The following is a 16,481-nucleotide window of genomic DNA, read 5'->3' on the forward strand; positions in this document are numbered from 1 at the left end:
GTGATCGTCATGTGGTGGAGCAAAGGCAAATCGCGGGTAACCGAGGGCGCACAGGCCCTGGCATCGCCAATGATCATGTCCCTGGAGCCGCGAATGCTGTTCGACGGCGCGGTGGCGGCAACCGTGGCCGACGCCGCGCAACCGGACGCTCATCCGACTGCCGAGGCGGCCAAGACGCCCACAGCGGACCAGCCTGCCGATAGTCATGCACCCCAAGGCCAGGTCGATGCCACCCAGGCTGCCGTTCCGGGCAAATCCGTGGTGTTTGTCGATTCCCGGGTCAAGGATTCCGCCAACCTGCTCGAAGGCGTGGCGCCCGGGACCCAGGTGGTGCAACTGGATGCCACCAAGGACGGTCTGCAACAGATCGCCGATTACCTGGACACCCACCAGGGCGTCAGCTCGGTGCAGATCATCGCCCACGGTAATGCCGGTGATTTGTGGCTGGGCAACAGCTACCTGTCGGCGGACAACGTCCAGGCCCGCAGCGAAGTGCTGGCACAGATCGGCCAGGACATGAACGCCGGCGGCGATATCCTGATCTACGGCTGCTACACCGCCGAAGGCGAGCGTGGCCTGAGCCTGGTGGATTCATTGGCGCAGTTGACCGGGCGTGACGTGGCGGCTTCCGACGATCGCACTGGCGTCGGCGGCGACTGGGACCTGGAGATCGCCACCGGCAACATCGAAAGTGCCAATGCGCTCTCGGCCACGGCCATGAGCGAGTACCAATGGGGCCTGGCCACCTGGACCGCCACCAACAATGCCAATTCCGGCGTGGGCTCCCTGCGCGCCGCCCTGGTTTCCGCGCAGAACGGCGATATCGTCACCTTCAACAGCAGCATGACCGTTGCCTTGACCCAGGTGCTGGTGGTGAACCAGAACATCACGATCGACGGCGATCTCAACAACGACAACGTCGCCGATGTCACCCTGGACGGGCAGTTCCGCACCCAGGTGATCAGCGTGACGGCCGGCACCACGGCCACCCTCGATGGTTTGGTGATTACCCGCGGCGTTGTGTCGGGCAACGGCGGTAACGGTGGTGACGATGCGCTGGTGGCCAAGGGCGGCGGGATCAACAACGCGGGTACCTTGACCCTGCGTAACGTCACGGTCACGGCTAACGTGGCGGCGGGCGGTGGCGGCGGCGGTGGTGTGACGCCGGAATACGCAGGTGGTGGTGGCGGTGGCGGTGGTGCGCTCGGCGGCGGGATCGGCGGGCGTGGCGGCGATACGCTCAACTCCTCGGGTTCCTTGGGCTCTACCAACCAGGGCGGTGCCGGTGGCGGCTTCTTCAACATCGGCGGGCGTGGCGGCTCCGCGACCGGCGGTGCCGGCGGCGCTGTCTATGCCGGCTACAGCACCGGCTCCTCCGGTGGCACGGCCAGCAGCGGCGGGTTGTCCATCGGCGGCGGCGGTGGTGGCGATGGCTATAACGACATCGGCGGTGCCGGCGGTGGCGCGGTTGGCGGTATCTACAACGACACGGGCGCAACCCTGCGGATCATCGGCAACTCGGTCATCTCCAACAACATCGGCGCGGGCGGTGGTGGCGGTGGCGGCGGTGCCGGCGGCGGCTACACCCAGGCGGGCGGCGCCGGTGGCGTGGGTGTCGGTGCGATCTGGAACAAGGGTTCGATCCTGATCACTGCGGCCAACTTCGCGGCCCTGGCCGGCAACGTCGGTGGCAGCGGCACCGGTGGAACGAGTGCCGGCACGGCAGGTGTCTCGCCGAGTTCGGTGGCCAACGTCTATGGCGACGGCGGCACCATCAATACCAACTATGTGCCGGACGAAACGCCGCCCACCGCGACAGTCGTGGTGGCCAACACCAACCTGAACTCTGGCGGCACGTCGCAGGTGACTATCACCTTCTCCGAGGCGGTGACCGGGCTGACCGCGGCGGACCTGACCGTACAGAACGGCACCATCGGCACGCTGACCAGCGGCGACGGCGGCATCACCTGGACCGGCACGCTGACGGCGGCAAGCAACATCGCCGATACCACCAACATCATCACCTTGAACAACACCGGTGTGGCGGACCTGGCCGGTAACGCCGGGGTGGGCACCACCGATTCGAATAATTACGTGGTCAACGACACCGTGGCGCCGACGGCGTCCATCGTGGTATCTGACACGGCCCTCAGGAACGGTGAAACCTCGCTGGTGACCATCACCTTTTCCGAGGCGGTCAGCGGCTTGACCACGGCCGACCTGACGGTGGCCAATGGCGCCCTCAGCGGCCTGAGCAGCAGTGACGGCGGTATCACCTGGACAGCAACCCTGACACCCGACGCCGCTGTCACCGACACCACCAATCTGGTGGTGCTGAACAATGCCGGTGTCGCGGACCTGAGTGGCAACGACGGCGTTGGCACCACCAACTCCAACAACTACGCGATCGACACCGTGCTGCCGACCGCCACGATCGTGGTGACTGACACGGCGTTGAGCGCCGGTGAAACATCCTTGGTGACGATCACGTTCAACGAGGCGGTCAGTGGTTTCACCACCGCTGACCTGACGGTGGCCAACGGCACGGTCACCGGGCTGAGCACCAGCGACGGAGGTATCACCTGGACCGCAACGCTGACCCCGACCGCCAGCGTGAGCGATACCAGCAACCTGATCACGTTGAGCAACAGCGGCGTTGCCGACCTGTCCGGCAACGTCGGTACCGGCACCACCGACTCGAACAACTACGCGATCGACACCCTGCGCCCGACCGCCACGATCGTGGTGGCCGACAACGCGCTGAACATCGGTGAAACCTCCCTGGTGACGATTACCTTCAGCGAGGCGGTGACGGGGTTCACCCTGGCCGACCTGACCGTTGCCAATGGATCCCTGAGCGGGCTGAGCAGCAGCGACGGCGGTATCACCTGGACCGCGACGCTCACCCCAAGCGCCAGCATCAGCGATGCCACCAACCTGATTGTCCTGGCCAATACCGGCGTACTGGACGCGGCCGGTAACGCTGGCACCGGCACCACCAGTTCCAACAACTATGCCGTCGACACCGCGCGCCCGACCGCGACCATCGTCGTCGCCGACAACGCCTTGAGAATCGGCGAAACCTCGCTGGTGACCATCACCTTCAACGAGGCAGTGACCGGCTTCACCACTGCCGACCTGACGGTCGCCAACGGCACCCTGACCGGGCTGAGCAGCAGCGACGGCGGTATCACCTGGACCGCGACACTGACCCCAAGCGCCAGCATCAGCGACGCCACCAACCTGATCACCCTGGATAACACCGGCGTTGCGGACGCCGCCGGCAACGCCGGCAGCGGTACCACCGACTCCAACAACTACGCCATCGACACGGCGCGCCCCACCGCCACCATAGTCGTCGCCGATACGGCCGTCGCCCTGGGCGAAACCTCGGTGGTGACCATCACTTTCAGCGAGGCGGTGACCGGTTTCACCCTGGCTGACCTGACGGTCGCCAACGGTAGCCTGAGCGGGCTGAGCACCAGCGACAACATCACCTACACCGCCACCTTCACCCCGAGCGTCGGCACCAGCGATGCCACCAACCTGATTACGCTGAATAACACGGGCGTCGTAGATGGGGCGGGCAACGCCGGCAGCGGCACCACCGACTCCAACAACTACGCCGTCGACACGCTGCGTCCCACCGCGACCATCGTGGTTGCCGACAACGCGCTGAGCGTCGGCGAAACCTCACTGGTGACCATTACGTTTTCCGAGGCGGTCAGTGGTTTCGACAACTCGGACCTGAGCGTGGCCAATGGCACGCTGAGTGCGGTCAGCAGCAGCGACGGTGGAATCACTTGGACGGCGACGTTCACGCCTGCGCTCGGTGTCAGCGACACCTCCAACGTCATCACCCTGAACAACACCGGCGTCAGCGATGCGGCGGGCAATACCGGCACCGGCACGACCAACTCCAACAACTACCAGGTCGACACCAATGTGCCGACCGCGACCATCGTGGTCGCCGACAGTACGCTGGGAATCGGTGAAACGACCCAGGTGACCATCACCTTCAATTCGGCGGTGAGCGGTTTCGATAACGCGGACCTGACAGTCAGCAACGGCACGCTCAGCAATGTGTCGTCCACCGACGGCGGCGTCACCTGGACGGCCACGTTCACGCCGAGCGCGAGCATTTCCGATACCAGCAACGTGATCACGCTGGACAATACCGGCTTGATCAACGGCGCGGGCAACGCAGGTGTCGGCACCACCGATTCCAATAACTACGTGGTCGACACCGTGCGCCCCACTGCGACCATCGTCATGGCCGACCCAACCGTTGCCATTGGCGAAACCTCGCTGGTGACCATTACCTTCAGCGAGGCCGTGACGAGCTTCACCCTGGCGGACCTGACCGTGGCCAATGGTTCCCTGAGCGGGCTGAGTACCAGCGACAACATTACCTTCACCGCGACCTTCACCCCGAGTGCGGGAATCAGCGACAGTACCAACCTGATCAGCCTCAACAGTGGCTCGATCGCCGATGTGGCGGGCAACATCAACACCGGCACTGCGGATTCGAACAACTACGCTGTCGATACCCTGCGCCCGACCGCGACCATCGTGATGGCCGATAGCAACCTCAGCGTCGGCGAAACCTCACTGGTGACCATCACCTTCAGCGAGGCGGTCAGCGGTTTCGACAATTCGGACCTGAGCGTGGCCAATGGCACCCTGAGCGCCGTGAGCAGCAGCGATGGCGGCATTACCTGGACGGCGACCTTTACCCCGGCCACCGGTACGCGGGACGCCACCAACCTGATCGTCCTGGACAACAGCGGCGTGAGCGACGCGGCCGGCAACGCCGGTACCGGCACCAGCAACTCCGCCAACTACACCGTCGATACCCAGGTGCCGACCGCGACCATCGTGGTGGCCGATACGTCCCTGAGCATCGGTGAAACCAGCCAGGTGACCATCACCTTCAACGAAGCGGTGAGCGGTTTCGACAACAGCGACCTGACCGTCAGCAACGGCACGCTGAGCAATGTGTCGTCCTCCGACGGCGGCGTCACGTGGACGGCTACGTTCACACCGAGTGCGAGCATTGCCGATACCAGCAACCTGATCACCCTGGACAATACCGGTGTCGTCAACGTCTCGGGCAACGCTGGCGTCGGCACCACCGATTCCAATAACTACGCCATCGACACCGTGCGCCCGACCGCGACCATCGTCGTCGCCGACACCGCCATCGCCGCGGGCGAGACCTCGCTGGTGACCATCACCTTCAGCGAGGCCGTGACCGGCTTCACCACTGCCGACCTGAGCGTCGCCAACGGGACCCTCAGCGGGCTGAGCAGCAATGACGGTGGCATTACCTGGACCGCGACCTTCACGCCTGCCGCTGGCATCACGGACACCAGCAACGTCATCACCCTTGCCAACAGCGGCGTCGCCGACCTGGCGGGCAACGCGGGCAGCGGCACCACCGATTCGAACAACTACAGCGTCGACAGCCAGCGTCCGACCGCCACCATCGTGCTGAGCGATTCGGTGTTGAAACCGGGTGAAACCGCCCAAGTGACCATCACCTTCAGCGAGGCCGTTACCGGCTTCAGCAACGCTGACCTGAGTGTCGCCAACGGTACCCTGAGCGCTGTCAGCAGCAGCGATGGCGGCCTGACCTGGACCGCAACCTTCACGCCAACCCTGGGCGTGACCGATGCCAGCAACCTGATCAGCCTGGACAATACCGGCGTGAGCGACGCGGCTGGCAACAGCGGGGCAGGTACCACCGACTCAGCCAACTATGCGGTCGAGACGCAGGTGCCGACTGCCACGATCGTGGTGGCCGACAGTGCGCTGCGCGTAGGAGAAACCTCGCAGGTCACCATTACGTTCTCGGAGGCGGTGAGCGGTTTCGACAACAGTGACCTGACCATCAGCAACGGCACGCTCAGCAATGTGTCGTCCACCGACGGCGGCGTCACCTGGACGGCCACGTTCACGCCGAGCGCCAGCATCACCGATACCAGCAACCTGATCAGCCTGGACACCAGCGGCGTGGTCAACGCCTCGGGCAACAGCGGTGTCGGTGTGGTGGACTCCAACAACTACGCAATCGACACGGTTCGCCCAGGCGCCACCATCACCGTGGGCGACACCACCCTGGGCATCGGCCAGAGCACCACCGTGACTATCTCCTTCACCGAGGCGGTGTCCGGTTTCGACCTGTCCGACCTGAGTGTGGCCAATGGTGTGCTGTCCAACCTCGCCAGCAGTGACGGTGGCCTGACCTGGACGGCGACCTTGACGCCTACTGCAGGCGTCAACGATGCCACCAACCTGATCCTGCTCGACGCCAGCAATGTGCAGGACCTGGCCGGCAACGCCGGCGTGGGCATCGCGATCTCCGCCAACTACGCGCTCGATGCCACCCGGCCGACAGCGACCATCGTGGTGGCCGATCCGAACCTGACCGTGGGCGAGACGACCCAGGTCACCATCACCTTCAGCGAGGCGGTGAGCAATTTCGATCTGTCGGACCTCAGCGTCACCAACGGCGAGCTGACCAACCTGAGCAGCAGCGACGGCGGTATCACCTGGACCGCGACGTTCACACCGACGGTGAACCTCACCGACCCGAGCAACTTCATTGCCCTGGACACCAGCAACGTCAGCGACCTGTCGGGCAACGCCGGGGGCAGCGTGGCGGTGTCCAACAACTATGCGATCGACACCGTGGTGCCCAACGATGTGAAGCCGCCGCCGGAGTTCCTGACCTCCGACCCGGTCACGGTTATCCCGCCGTCCGAGGTGCCGCTGCAACCGATCGTCTTTACCCCGCCGACCGGCAATCTCGGTTCGCCGCTGGGGTTCCCGCCGCTGTTCGAGCAACGGGACATGGGCGGGGGCCTCAAGCCGATTGGAGATATTTTCATCAACCGGGGTCAACTGGCGCCTAGCTATATCGCTCAGGTGTTCAGCAGCGATGCCGCTGGCGATGGTTCGGGCCAGGGCTTCCTGGGCTTTGGTGGGGGCGATGGTGGGGTATTCGGCAGCAGCACGCTTTCGACCCTGTTCACCCAGGACTCCGCTTCCGAGGGCGAATCGATGGGTGCCTTCGGCAGTCAGTCGATGCAGGGCGGCGATGTGTCCCAAGGGCTGCGCGGGATGTTCGGCGCACCGACCTTGGGCCAGCAGCTGCAACAGCTCAAGGATACTGAACAGCGTCAGGTCGACAGCTTGGCAACGGCGTTACGACAGGTCGGCATCAGCCAGGCGCAGGCCTGAATTCTAAAAAATATTGGGGCAGTCAGGGGCAATCCAGGGAATGAATAGAAGTCAGAAGTTATTCGGTATGAGTTTGCTGGCGCTGGTGGTGAGTGGATGTGCGGTCACCAGCGATCCGATCGAGCGTAGCGTCAGCGAGCAGCGCGCTCGAACCGACCTGCAGAATATGTACAAGGATCAGGAGCCGCTCAGTGGCCCGCTGACCCTGCACCAGGCCATGGCCCGGGCAGTGAAGTACAACCTCGAAGGCCGCTTGAAGATCATGGAGGAAGCCCTGGCCAAGCGTCAGTTGGACCTGGCCAGTTTCGACATGCTGCCGCGCATGGCCCTGGACGCCGGCTATGTGGGCCGCAACAACGTCAATGCCTCCAGCAGCCAGAGCGTGGAAACCGGCACCCAGTCCCTGGAACCGTCGACCTCCCAGGACCGCGACCGCGAGGTGGCGGACCTGACCATGGTCTGGAACGTGCTCGATTTCGGCGTCAGCTACATCAGCGCCAAGCAGGCCGGGGACCAGCGCCTGATCGTGCAGGAGCGCCGGCGCAAGGTGATCAACACCATCGTCCAGGACGTGCGTTCGGCCTACTGGCGCGCCATGGCCGCCGAACGTTTGCTCAAGCAGATCGACAGCCTGATGGCCCGGGTCGAGGCTGCGCGCGACAACAGCCAGAGCATGAGCGAACAGCGCATTGGTGACCCGGTGCAGGCCCTGGGTTACCAGCGCTCGCTGATCCAGGCGACCCGTCAACTGGAAGAGCAGCGTCGGGCGCTGTCCCTGGCCAAGACCGAACTGGCGACCCTGATCAACTTGCCCCTGGGTACCGAGCTGACCCTGGCCACCCAGGATGAATACGTCATCCCGGAACTCAAGGTCGACCTGGCTCGTCTCGAACAGGAAGCCCTGGCCAGCCGCCCGGAACTGCGCGAGCAGGATTACCAGACCCGCATCACCGCCGCCGAAACCCGCAAGGCCATGCTGCGCCTGCTGCCGGGGCTGGAGTTTTCCGCCGGCGGGCATTACGACAGCAACTCGTTCCTGGTGGAACAGGGCTGGGCTGACTACGGTGTGAAAGTCACCTGGAACCTGTTCAACGTGATCTCCGCCCCGGCGGCCATCGACGTGGCCAAGGCCGGTGAAGAAGTGGCCTCGGCGCGGCGCCAGGCGATGTCGATTGCCGTGCTGGCGCAGCTGTACGTCGCCAACGCCAACTATCGCGAAGCGCTGCGCCAGTTCAAGACCAGCCAGCAACTGTCGGACATTGACGGGCAGATTGTCGGTCAATTGCGCAATCGGCACCAGGCTGCCGGCATTGGCGAGCTGGATCTGATCCAGGGTGAACTGAATACCTTGCAGGCCGATCTGCGCCGGGACCTGGCCTACGCTGACCTGCGCAACGCCTACGGGCAGATCTTTGCCAGTGCCGGTCTCGACCCACTGCCAAACGAAGTGCAATCGACCGCAGTCCAGTCGATCGCCACGGCACTGGCTAATCGTGAAGCGGCCTGGGCCCAGGGCGACATCACGGTGCCGACGACGGCCGCGGTGACTCAGTAACCGGGCGCTGGCATGACGCGCCCGGCGTTTTCCCGGCTGCCGGTGGCGGTGAACCTGCCGTTGCTGTTGCAGGCATTGGCCGCCATTGAAGACGAGCGCTGGCAGGGGCATTTCAACAGTGCCTTTTACAGTGGCGACTGGAGCGGGGTGGCGCTGATTTCGGCGGTCGATGCCTTGACCGAGTTGTCTCCCGGGCGCGGTCTGCCTGTGACGCGCGCGCCTTGGTCAGAGGATCGTCGTTGGCGCGAAGCGTTGCGTGATTGCTCCCTGGAGATCGTCTCGGCCCGGCTATTGCGGCTCGGGCCGGGTGGGTGCATTCACGAGCATCGCGACTATGACCTGGGCGGGCCGGACGCCGACCTGCGCCTGCACATTCCGCTGCTCAGCCCGCCGCAAGTGGACTTCTGGCTGGATGACCAGCGTGTGCCTATGACGGCGGGCGAGTGCTGGTTTCTCGACTTGTCGCGACCTCATCGCGTCGATAACCGCAGTGCCGAGCCCAGAGTTCATCTGGTGCTCGATTGCCGCCCGGGGCCCTGGTTGGAGCAGCAGATTGCCGCTGGGTTGCCCACTACACCGGCAACTGGCGGCGGGCATAGCGACTTCGCCCGTTTTCAGCAGCACGTAGAGACTGATATCCAACTCGCCCGAACCTTGCAGAGCGTGCATGACGTAGACGCTTTCATTGAGTGCGCAATTGCGCTGGGTGCCGGACAAGGCCTGCACTTCACTGCGCAAGAACTCCGGGCGGCCATGCGCAACGGTCGCCGACAGTGGAGAGACCAGTGGAAAGCCTGAACCTGGACGGCTGGCTGCCGATCCGCGTGTGGCAAGAGGCTGGGCAGTGGTGGGTCGATTGGTGCTGGTTCGGCGATGCGCGACTGTCACAGCCATTCTTTGGCGATGCGGTGGAAGACGCCCTGCGCCTGCCCTTCAACCAGGCGTTCCGCCGCCGGACTCCCTTGGACGCCCTCGGTCAGTGGCAACGACAAACCCCGGGACTGGAGCCCAGCGCATTCATTTTCCATGCCTCCCGTTGCGGCTCGACATTGATCAGCCAGATGCTTGCCCAGTTGGACGACCATATCGTCATCTCGGAACCACCGCCCCTGGATACGTTGCTGCGCAGTGATTTGCCGTCGCCCGAGCGGTGCGTGGCGCTCAAGGGCTTGATGTCGGCTTATGGGCAGCGCCGACGAGGCGTGGAGCAACGGCTGGTGGTCAAGCTCGACGCCTGGAACATCGGTGAGTTGGCGCTGTTGCGAGAATGTTTTCCTGACAGCCCCAGGCTGTTCCTGTACCGCGACCCTTTGGAAATCGCCGTCTCCCATCTGCGTCGTCCTGGCCTGCACATGGTGCCGGGGATGATCGGGACGAGTGTGCTGGACGATGGGTTGCCGTTCAGTAGCCCGGAAGATTTCATCTCGCGCCGGGTGGGGCAGTTGTTGGCGACGGGTTTGGACCACTGTCAGGTATTGGGTGCAATGGCGGTCAACTACACCGAACTGCCCGAGGTGATGACGGGCAAGCTGGCGGCGTTTTTCCGGCTTGATGAGGAGCAAGGCAGGCAAGTGTTCGCCGCAGTGGGGCAGCATGCCAAGCAGCCGGCGCAGGCGTTTGTTGGCGATAGCGAGGACAAGCGCCGCGAGGCTTCGGTGTTGTTGCGGGAGCGGGTCATGCGCTGGGCGTGGGGGCCTTACGAAGCGCTCGAGTGTTTGAGAAGGTCTTGAATTCAGGAGTGTCCTGTGGCGAGGGAGCTTGCTCCCGCTCGGTTGCGCAGCAACCGCAAGATCTTGGGGCCGCTACGCAGCCCAGCGGGAGCAAGCTCCCTCGCCACAGGGGCTCGCTTGTGCCTTGCCTAATCCATCACGGCTTGTTGGGCGACAACTCCGCCATTCCCTTGAGCAACTCGATCGGCAAGGGGAAGACGATGGTGGAGCTTTTATCCCCGGCAATCGAGCCCAGCGTCTGCATATAGCGCAGCTGCATGGCCCCTGGCTGGCGGCCGAGCATTTCGGCGGCCTGCATGAGTTTTTCCGAGGCCTGCAGCTCGCCTTCGGCGTGGATCACCTTGGCCCGGCGTTCGCGCTCGGCTTCGGCTTGGCGGGCGATGGCGCGGATCATCGATTCGTTGAGGTCCACGTGCTTGATCTCGACATTTGCCACTTTGATGCCCCAGGCATCGGTCTGGGCGTCGAGCACCTGCTGGATGTCGCCGTTCAATTGCTCGCGCTCGGCCAGCAGTTGGTCCAGGTCATGCTTGCCGAGGACCGCGCGCAAGGTGGTCTGGGCCAGTTGGCTGGTGGCCATGAGGAAGTTTTCGACCTGAATGATGGCTTTCTGCGGATCGAGCACGCGGAAATACAGCACCGCGTTGACCTTCACCGAGACGTTGTCGCGGGTGATCACGTCCTGGGGCGGCACGTCGAGGACAATGGTGCGCAGGTCGACGCGGATCATCTGCTGCACCACCGGAATCAGCAGGATCAATCCCGGCCCCTTGACCTGCCAGAACCGACCGAGCTGGAACACCACCGCTCGTTCGTATTCGCGCAGGATCCGGAACGTCGCACCCGCCAGTGCAATCAACAGTAACAACAGCAGCACAAAACCGATTTGCATGCCCATCTCAGACTCCTTGTGAATCAGCGGGGGCCACTTCCAGCAGCAAACCCTTGCGAGTGATGACTCGCACCGCTTGCCCAGGCCGCAGCGGCGTTGCGCTTGCCACCTGCCAGCGTTCGCCTTCCAACTGGACCCAGCCATGATGATGATTGCCGGCCTGCAACGCGGTCACCATCGTGACGCTGCCCAACAGCGCCGCATCGCCGCTGACAGGCTGGCGCGGTCGTGTTTTCAACGCACGGACCAACAGGACGATCAGCAGCAAGGCGCTGGCCAGGCCCAGGCCGAGCATCAGCGGAGCCGGTATATCGGCGTTGGTCAGGATGACCGCGCCAATCACGCACAGGACAATGCCACCCAGCCCTGCGATACCGTAATTGGGCAGGGCCGCCTCGAAGACCAGCAAGGCCACGCCAACGGCAACCAGCCAGAAACCCAGGGAATCGGTGCCTGGCAGCACGAGGCCATCGGCGCCGAGCACAGGTCCGCTGATCGCCAGCAGCGCAACCGTCAACCAGTGAATGTTCACAGGACCCTCCGCAACGTGTATTCGTCGGGATGTTATTCAAAGTCTAGTCGAGTCGAGGGTTGATTGAATTTTGATCAGTCTGGCGGTCGTCGAGGGGCTAGACTGCGGAGAAACACCCCGCCATCTCCATTATGTTCAGGAGGCCCGTATGGAAACCCCAATTCACCCTCTTTCCTCATTATTCAAGCAACTGGGCTTGCCCGATGACGCCGAGGGCATTGATAAATTTATCACCAGCCATTCACCCCTCAAGCCCGGACTGCACCTGGCCGATGCGTTTTTCTGGAGCGAGGGCCAGCGGCAAATGCTGCGCGACGAGATCCTCGAGGATGCGGACTGGGCGGAGGTGATAGACCAGTTGGATGTGTTGTTGCGCAAGGGCCGTAGCGAGTGATGTACAAAACCTGTGGGAGCGGGCTTGCTCGCGAATGCGTCGTGTCAGGCAACATCAGTGTCAACTGACCCACTGCTTTCGCGAGCAAGCTCGCTCCCACAGGGATAAACGATTATTCTTTATAGTTATTAATAAATATCTTCTTATTCCTTAAATAATATAGCTCTCCTCCCTATACTCGTCTGGGAACAGACACGCAGGAGAGCAACCCATGCGCAACGAATCGATTCGCTACCTGATTGTGCCGGGCTGGCAAGGATCGCCGGAAAATCATTGGCAAACCCACTGGCAGAACAGCCTGCCCAACAGCGCGCGGGTCGAGCAGGCCGACTGGTTGACGCCCCGGCGTGAAGACTGGGTCGCGGCGTTGGCCGAGGCCGTGGCCGCCGACAGCACGCCAGTGATCCTGATTGCCCATAGCCTGGGTTGCATCACGGTGGCCCATTGGGCCGCCACCGCGCCGGTGCAGTTCCTGCGCCAAGTACGCGGGGCATTGTTGGTGGCGCCGGCGGATGTCGAGCGGCCGGCTTGCGTTCCGGCGCTGCGCAACTTCGCGCCGATTCCCACTGATCTGTTGCCGTTCCCAAGCCAAGTGGTCAGCTCCGACAACGACGCCGCCGTGAGCGCTCCGCGCGCTCTGGAACTGGCCCGCAACTGGGGCGCCGAGGCCGGGATTCTGTCCGGGGCGGGGCATATCAACGTGAAGTCCGGTCACCAGCGTTGGGAGCAGGGTTTCGCTTACCTCTATCGCCTGCAAAACCGCATGGAGCATCACGCCCTGCGTCGCGCCTGAATTTTAGCGCCCCCCGTCTCCCGGCGGTCTGGGGCGGGAGCCTGCCATGAGTTTGCATGAAACCTTCGGTCAGCCCTTGCTGACCTTTCCCGATGCGGAAAAAAGCCCCCTGAGCATTCGCGCCAAGGCGCTGGTGTTCGTCGACCCACGTTCGCGGCAGCTGCGCCAGGCGTTGGAGCAACTGGCGCCACGTGCGGTCTCGGTGCTGATACGGGGTGAAACCGGTAGCGGCAAGGAACTGCTGGCTCGACATATCCATCGCGAAAGTGATCGCGGTGGGTTGTTTGTGTCGGTCAACTGCGGCGCCATCAGCCCGACCTACGCCGACGCCGAATTGTTCGGCTATGCCGCCGGCAGTTACAGCGGTTCGGCCAGCAGCCGGGCCGGTTGGTTTGGTTCGGCCAACGGCGGCACCCTTTACCTGGATGAAATCGGTGATTTGCCGCTGCCGATCCAGATCAAATTGCTGGCGGCCCTGGAAAACCATGAAGTCACTCGTGTGGGGGCGCATCAGCCCAGCCCGGTAGATGTCCGCCTGGTGGCAGCGACCAGCATCGACCTGGCGCAAGCGGTGGCGGCCGGGAAATTCCACGAGCGGCTCTACCATTACCTTGGCGAAGGCCAACTGGAACTGCCGGCCCTGCGTGAGCGGGTGGGCGATATCCTGTCCCTGGCCGAATATTTCCTGGGCATCTACAGCCAGCGACTCGGTCTCAGCGTGCCACTGATCAGTGAAGCGGCGCAGTACGCCCTCGAGCGGCACAGTTGGCCGGGCAACACCCGCGAGCTGGAAAATGTCATTCACTTCGCGTTGCTGGTGAGCACCGGTGACGAGATTTTACCCGAGCACCTGAATTTGCCGCCCCAGCCTTCAGTGCCTGAACTGATCGAGCAGCAAGTGGCGCAGGTCATCGCAGGGGGATCGGAAGGTGAGCGTGCCGCACTCAAGGTGCTGCTCAGTCGATTGGGCTCGACGCTGTAAGTGTGGCTGACCCACTCTTGTGGCGAGGGAGCTTGCTCCCGCTGGGCTGCGTAGCGGCCCCAAGATCTTGCGGTTGCTGCGCAACCGAGCGGGAGCAAGCTCCCTCGCCACAAAAGCGGTGTTAGCTATATGAGGAAAATGAATATGAACTTGAACAAAAGATATTGTTAAGGAATAAAAAATGTCGGTATTGTCCGCACCACGCCAGCGATAGCACTTCACTGGCACTCCACATTTGGCCGTCGTCCATGACGACAGTGATTTTCGATAAGGACACTGCATGAAAAAGGTTCTGTTGTTCACCGCATTGGCGGCAGCCTTGGCCTCGGGCCTGGCCCAGGCCGCGGAGAAACTGGTCGTGGCCGCCACCCCGGTACCCCACGCTGAAATCCTCGAACTGATCAAGCCGGCCCTGGCCAAAGAAGGTGTGGACCTGGAAATCAAGGTATTCACCGACTACGTCCAACCCAACGTACAGGTTGATCAGAAGCGCCTGGACGCCAACTACTTCCAGACCCTGCCGTACCTGACGAACTTCAACGAAGGCAAAGGCACCCATCTGGTGACCGTGATCGGCGTTCACGTCGAACCGTTCGGCGGCTACTCGAAGAAGTACAAAAAGCTGGCTGATCTGCCGAATGGCGCGACCATCGCATTGCCAAACGAAGGCAGCAACAGCGGCCGTGCCCTGATCCTGCTGCAGAAGGCTGGGCTGATCGAGTTGAAAGACCCGAAAAACGCTCTGGCGACCCCGAAAGATATCGCCAAGAACCCGCACAACTTCAAGTTCAAGGAACTGGAGTCGGCCATGCTGCCGCGCGTGCTGGACCAGGTCGACCTGGACCTGATCAACACCAACTATGCCCTGGAAGCGGGTCTTAACCCAGCCAAGGACGCACTGGTAATCGAAGGCGCGGATTCGCCTTACGTCAACTTCCTGGTGGCCCGTCCTGACAACAAGGACAGCCCGGCCATCCAGAAGCTGGCCAAGGCCCTGACCAGCCCTGAAGTGAAGGCGTTCATCGAGAAGAAATACAGCGGCGCGGTACTGCCGGCGTTCTGATTCGCGGGCTGAACCTTGTCACAGTTTCAAACGCCGACGGCTGATACAGCGTCGGCGTTTTTTGTGCTCGCGTTTTAATTGTGGGAGCGAGCTTGCTCGCGATTCGGTTGATCGGGCGCCAGTCAATCCGGCCAATGCCACGCCGGCTCATCCAACATCCGTTGCCCGACAATCCCGGTCTGTCCAAGCTCCTTTTCCAGCACGATGCAATTGCAGTCTTCATCCTGCTCCAGGGCGGCGATCAGGCGCGTGGCGTGGGACACCACCCAGACCTGGCAATTGACTGAAGCCCGGATGATCAGCCGCGCCAAGGCCGGCAACAGATCGGGGTGCAGGCTGGTTTCCGGTTCGTTGAGCACCATCAGCGAGGGTGGTCGTGGTGTGAGCAGGGCGGCCACCAGTAGCAGATAGCGCAGGGTCCCGTCCGACAGTTCGGCAGCGGACAGCGGGCGCAGCAGGCCATGCTGTTGAAACGCGATAGCGAAACGTCCGCCTTGCAGTTTCTCGATGTGCAGTTGGGCACCGGGGAACGCGTCGCCGATGGCGGCATGCAAGGCCTCGATGTCACCGATTTCCAGGATCGTCTGCAGCGCGGCGGCGAGGTCGCGCCCGTCGTGGTGCAGCACCGGCGTGCGGGTGCCCAGTTGCGGTTGGCGCACCGGGGCGTCGGCATCGCTGCGAAAATGATCGTAGAAGCGCCAGCGCCGAATGAACTCGCGCATCTGCAAGACCTCTGGCGAAGTGCGCAGGCTGCCGACCTGGTCGAACAGGCTGTCGAAGGTCGGCGTGTGCTGGGCCAGCACATCCCAGGAGCGGCCTTCGCGGGCACGGATCATGGGCCCGTTGCGGTCCACCAGCAGGCTGGCCGGCCGAAACACCGGGCCGGCCCAGATGCATTCGCGCTTGATTTCAGGGTCCAGTGAAAACGCTGAACGACTGGGCTCTGGCAAGCCCAGGGCGATCGAATAGCTGAAGTCCTCCCCAGCGAAGCCTAGGCGCAGGCGCTTGGTGCCCTGGCGCACAATCGCCTGGACCGGCACCTCGCCGTTACGCATGCGCCGGCTGATTTCTTCCGGCCCGGCCCAGAAGGTCGAGTCCAGTCCGCCTTCGCGGGCCAGGGCGTTGACCACCCCGCCCTGGGCTGTCTCTGCCAACAGGCGTAGGGCGCGGTACAGATTGGACTTGCCGCTGCCGTTGGGACCGGTGATCAGGTTCAGCCGGCCCAGGGGGATTACCAGCTTGTTGATGGATCGGTAATTGGCCACCGCCAGGGTCTTGAGCATGAGCAGACTCCA

The 16,481-nt window shown here is 63.2% G+C and carries 11 protein-coding genes and 1 pseudogene; 8 read left to right on the forward strand and 4 right to left on the reverse strand.

The genetic code is table 11. From position 1 onward, the window contains the following. Positions 1–9: 9 nt before the first annotated feature. From BLU76_RS07170 to BLU76_RS07185, 4 genes are read left to right on the forward strand one after another with little or no spacing between them, the layout of a single operon-like run. Positions 10–7,245: an Ig-like domain-containing protein gene (locus tag BLU76_RS07170; RefSeq protein WP_092222194.1), complete on the forward strand. Its 7,236-nt coding sequence runs from the start codon at positions 10–12 to the stop codon at positions 7,243–7,245. Between the two features lie 40 nt (positions 7,246–7,285). Continuing rightward, on the forward strand, positions 7,286–8,800 hold the full coding sequence (locus tag BLU76_RS07175) for a TolC family protein (protein WP_092146624.1): 1,515 nt from the start codon (positions 7,286–7,288) through the stop codon (positions 8,798–8,800). A gap of 12 nt (positions 8,801–8,812) precedes the next feature. Beyond that, positions 8,813–9,598 (forward strand): aspartyl/asparaginyl beta-hydroxylase domain-containing protein, encoded by a 786-nt coding sequence (locus BLU76_RS07180; protein ID WP_092222196.1) that lies wholly within the window; start codon positions 8,813–8,815, stop codon positions 9,596–9,598. Then, on the forward strand, positions 9,586–10,530 hold the full coding sequence (locus BLU76_RS07185) for a sulfotransferase family protein (RefSeq protein ID WP_092222198.1): 945 nt from the start codon (positions 9,586–9,588) through the stop codon (positions 10,528–10,530). Before BLU76_RS07180 ends, BLU76_RS07185 begins: the two co-directional genes overlap by 13 nt. 136 nt (positions 10,531–10,666) lie before the next feature. On the opposite strand, the gene BLU76_RS07190 is transcribed toward BLU76_RS07185, so the two are convergent. Both BLU76_RS07190 and BLU76_RS07195 read right to left on the reverse strand, forming a co-directional pair. Then, a complete protein-coding gene (locus tag BLU76_RS07190) occupies positions 10,667–11,428 on the reverse strand; it encodes a slipin family protein (RefSeq protein ID WP_063323460.1) in 762 nt (253 codons plus the stop codon). Between the two features lies 1 nt (position 11,429). Next, positions 11,430–11,954, reverse strand: coding sequence for an NfeD family protein (locus BLU76_RS07195; RefSeq protein ID WP_092222200.1), 525 nt, complete (start codon positions 11,952–11,954; stop codon positions 11,430–11,432). A 148-nt stretch (positions 11,955–12,102) separates the two neighbouring features. On the opposite strand from BLU76_RS07195, the gene BLU76_RS07200 reads away from it, so the two are divergent. Then, positions 12,103–12,348: a DUF2789 domain-containing protein gene (locus BLU76_RS07200; RefSeq protein WP_063323458.1), complete on the forward strand. Its 246-nt coding sequence runs from the start codon at positions 12,103–12,105 to the stop codon at positions 12,346–12,348. Between the two features lie 7 nt (positions 12,349–12,355). On the opposite strand, the pseudogene BLU76_RS32215 reads toward BLU76_RS07200, so the two are convergent. After that, positions 12,356–12,454 (reverse strand): annotated as a pseudogene (locus tag BLU76_RS32215) (metal ABC transporter ATP-binding protein); the annotation flags it as partial. A gap of 105 nt (positions 12,455–12,559) precedes the next feature. On the opposite strand from BLU76_RS32215, the gene BLU76_RS07205 reads away from it, so the two are divergent. From BLU76_RS07205 to BLU76_RS07215, 3 genes are all read left to right on the forward strand, one after another. Continuing rightward, positions 12,560–13,141: an alpha/beta hydrolase gene (locus BLU76_RS07205; RefSeq protein ID WP_092146617.1), complete on the forward strand. Its 582-nt coding sequence runs from the start codon at positions 12,560–12,562 to the stop codon at positions 13,139–13,141. Between the two features lie 46 nt (positions 13,142–13,187). Beyond that, on the forward strand, positions 13,188–14,123 hold the full coding sequence (locus tag BLU76_RS07210; RefSeq protein WP_063323456.1) for a sigma 54-interacting transcriptional regulator: 936 nt from the start codon (positions 13,188–13,190) through the stop codon (positions 14,121–14,123). A gap of 280 nt (positions 14,124–14,403) precedes the next feature. Beyond that, entirely contained in the window at positions 14,404–15,186 is a 783-nt protein-coding gene (locus tag BLU76_RS07215; protein ID WP_003196610.1) for a MetQ/NlpA family ABC transporter substrate-binding protein, read from the forward strand. 122 nt (positions 15,187–15,308) lie between these two features. On the opposite strand, the gene BLU76_RS07220 is transcribed toward BLU76_RS07215, so the two are convergent. Beyond that, on the reverse strand, positions 15,309–16,469 hold the full coding sequence (locus BLU76_RS07220) for an AAA family ATPase (RefSeq protein ID WP_092222202.1): 1,161 nt from the start codon (positions 16,467–16,469) through the stop codon (positions 15,309–15,311). Between the last annotated feature and the right edge of the window lie 12 nt (positions 16,470–16,481).

It is taken from the genome of Pseudomonas sp. NFACC08-1, assembly GCF_900106735.1.
In the GTDB taxonomy this organism is placed as follows: Bacteria; Pseudomonadota; Gammaproteobacteria; order Pseudomonadales; family Pseudomonadaceae; genus Aquipseudomonas; species Aquipseudomonas fluorescens_Q.

Bases quoted from the DNA above. Each gene is read 5' to 3' on its own strand.
- BLU76_RS07170 (WP_092222194.1), top strand. From the start codon at position 10: ATGTGGTGGAGCAAAGGCAAATCGCGGGTAACCGAGGGCGCACAGGCC.
- BLU76_RS07175 (WP_092146624.1), top strand. From the start codon at position 7,286: ATGAATAGAAGTCAGAAGTTATTCGGTATGAGTTTGCTGGCGCTGGTG.
- BLU76_RS07180 (WP_092222196.1), top strand. From the start codon at position 8,813: ATGACGCGCCCGGCGTTTTCCCGGCTGCCGGTGGCGGTGAACCTGCCG.
- BLU76_RS07190 (WP_063323460.1), bottom strand. From the start codon at position 11,428: ATGGGCATGCAAATCGGTTTTGTGCTGCTGTTGTTACTGTTGATTGCA.
- BLU76_RS07200 (WP_063323458.1), top strand. From the start codon at position 12,103: ATGGAAACCCCAATTCACCCTCTTTCCTCATTATTCAAGCAACTGGGC.
- BLU76_RS07205 (WP_092146617.1), top strand. From the start codon at position 12,560: ATGCGCAACGAATCGATTCGCTACCTGATTGTGCCGGGCTGGCAAGGA.
- BLU76_RS07210 (WP_063323456.1), top strand. From the start codon at position 13,188: ATGAGTTTGCATGAAACCTTCGGTCAGCCCTTGCTGACCTTTCCCGAT.
- BLU76_RS07215 (WP_003196610.1), top strand. From the start codon at position 14,404: ATGAAAAAGGTTCTGTTGTTCACCGCATTGGCGGCAGCCTTGGCCTCG.
- BLU76_RS07220 (WP_092222202.1), bottom strand. From the start codon at position 16,469: ATGCTCAAGACCCTGGCGGTGGCCAATTACCGATCCATCAACAAGCTG.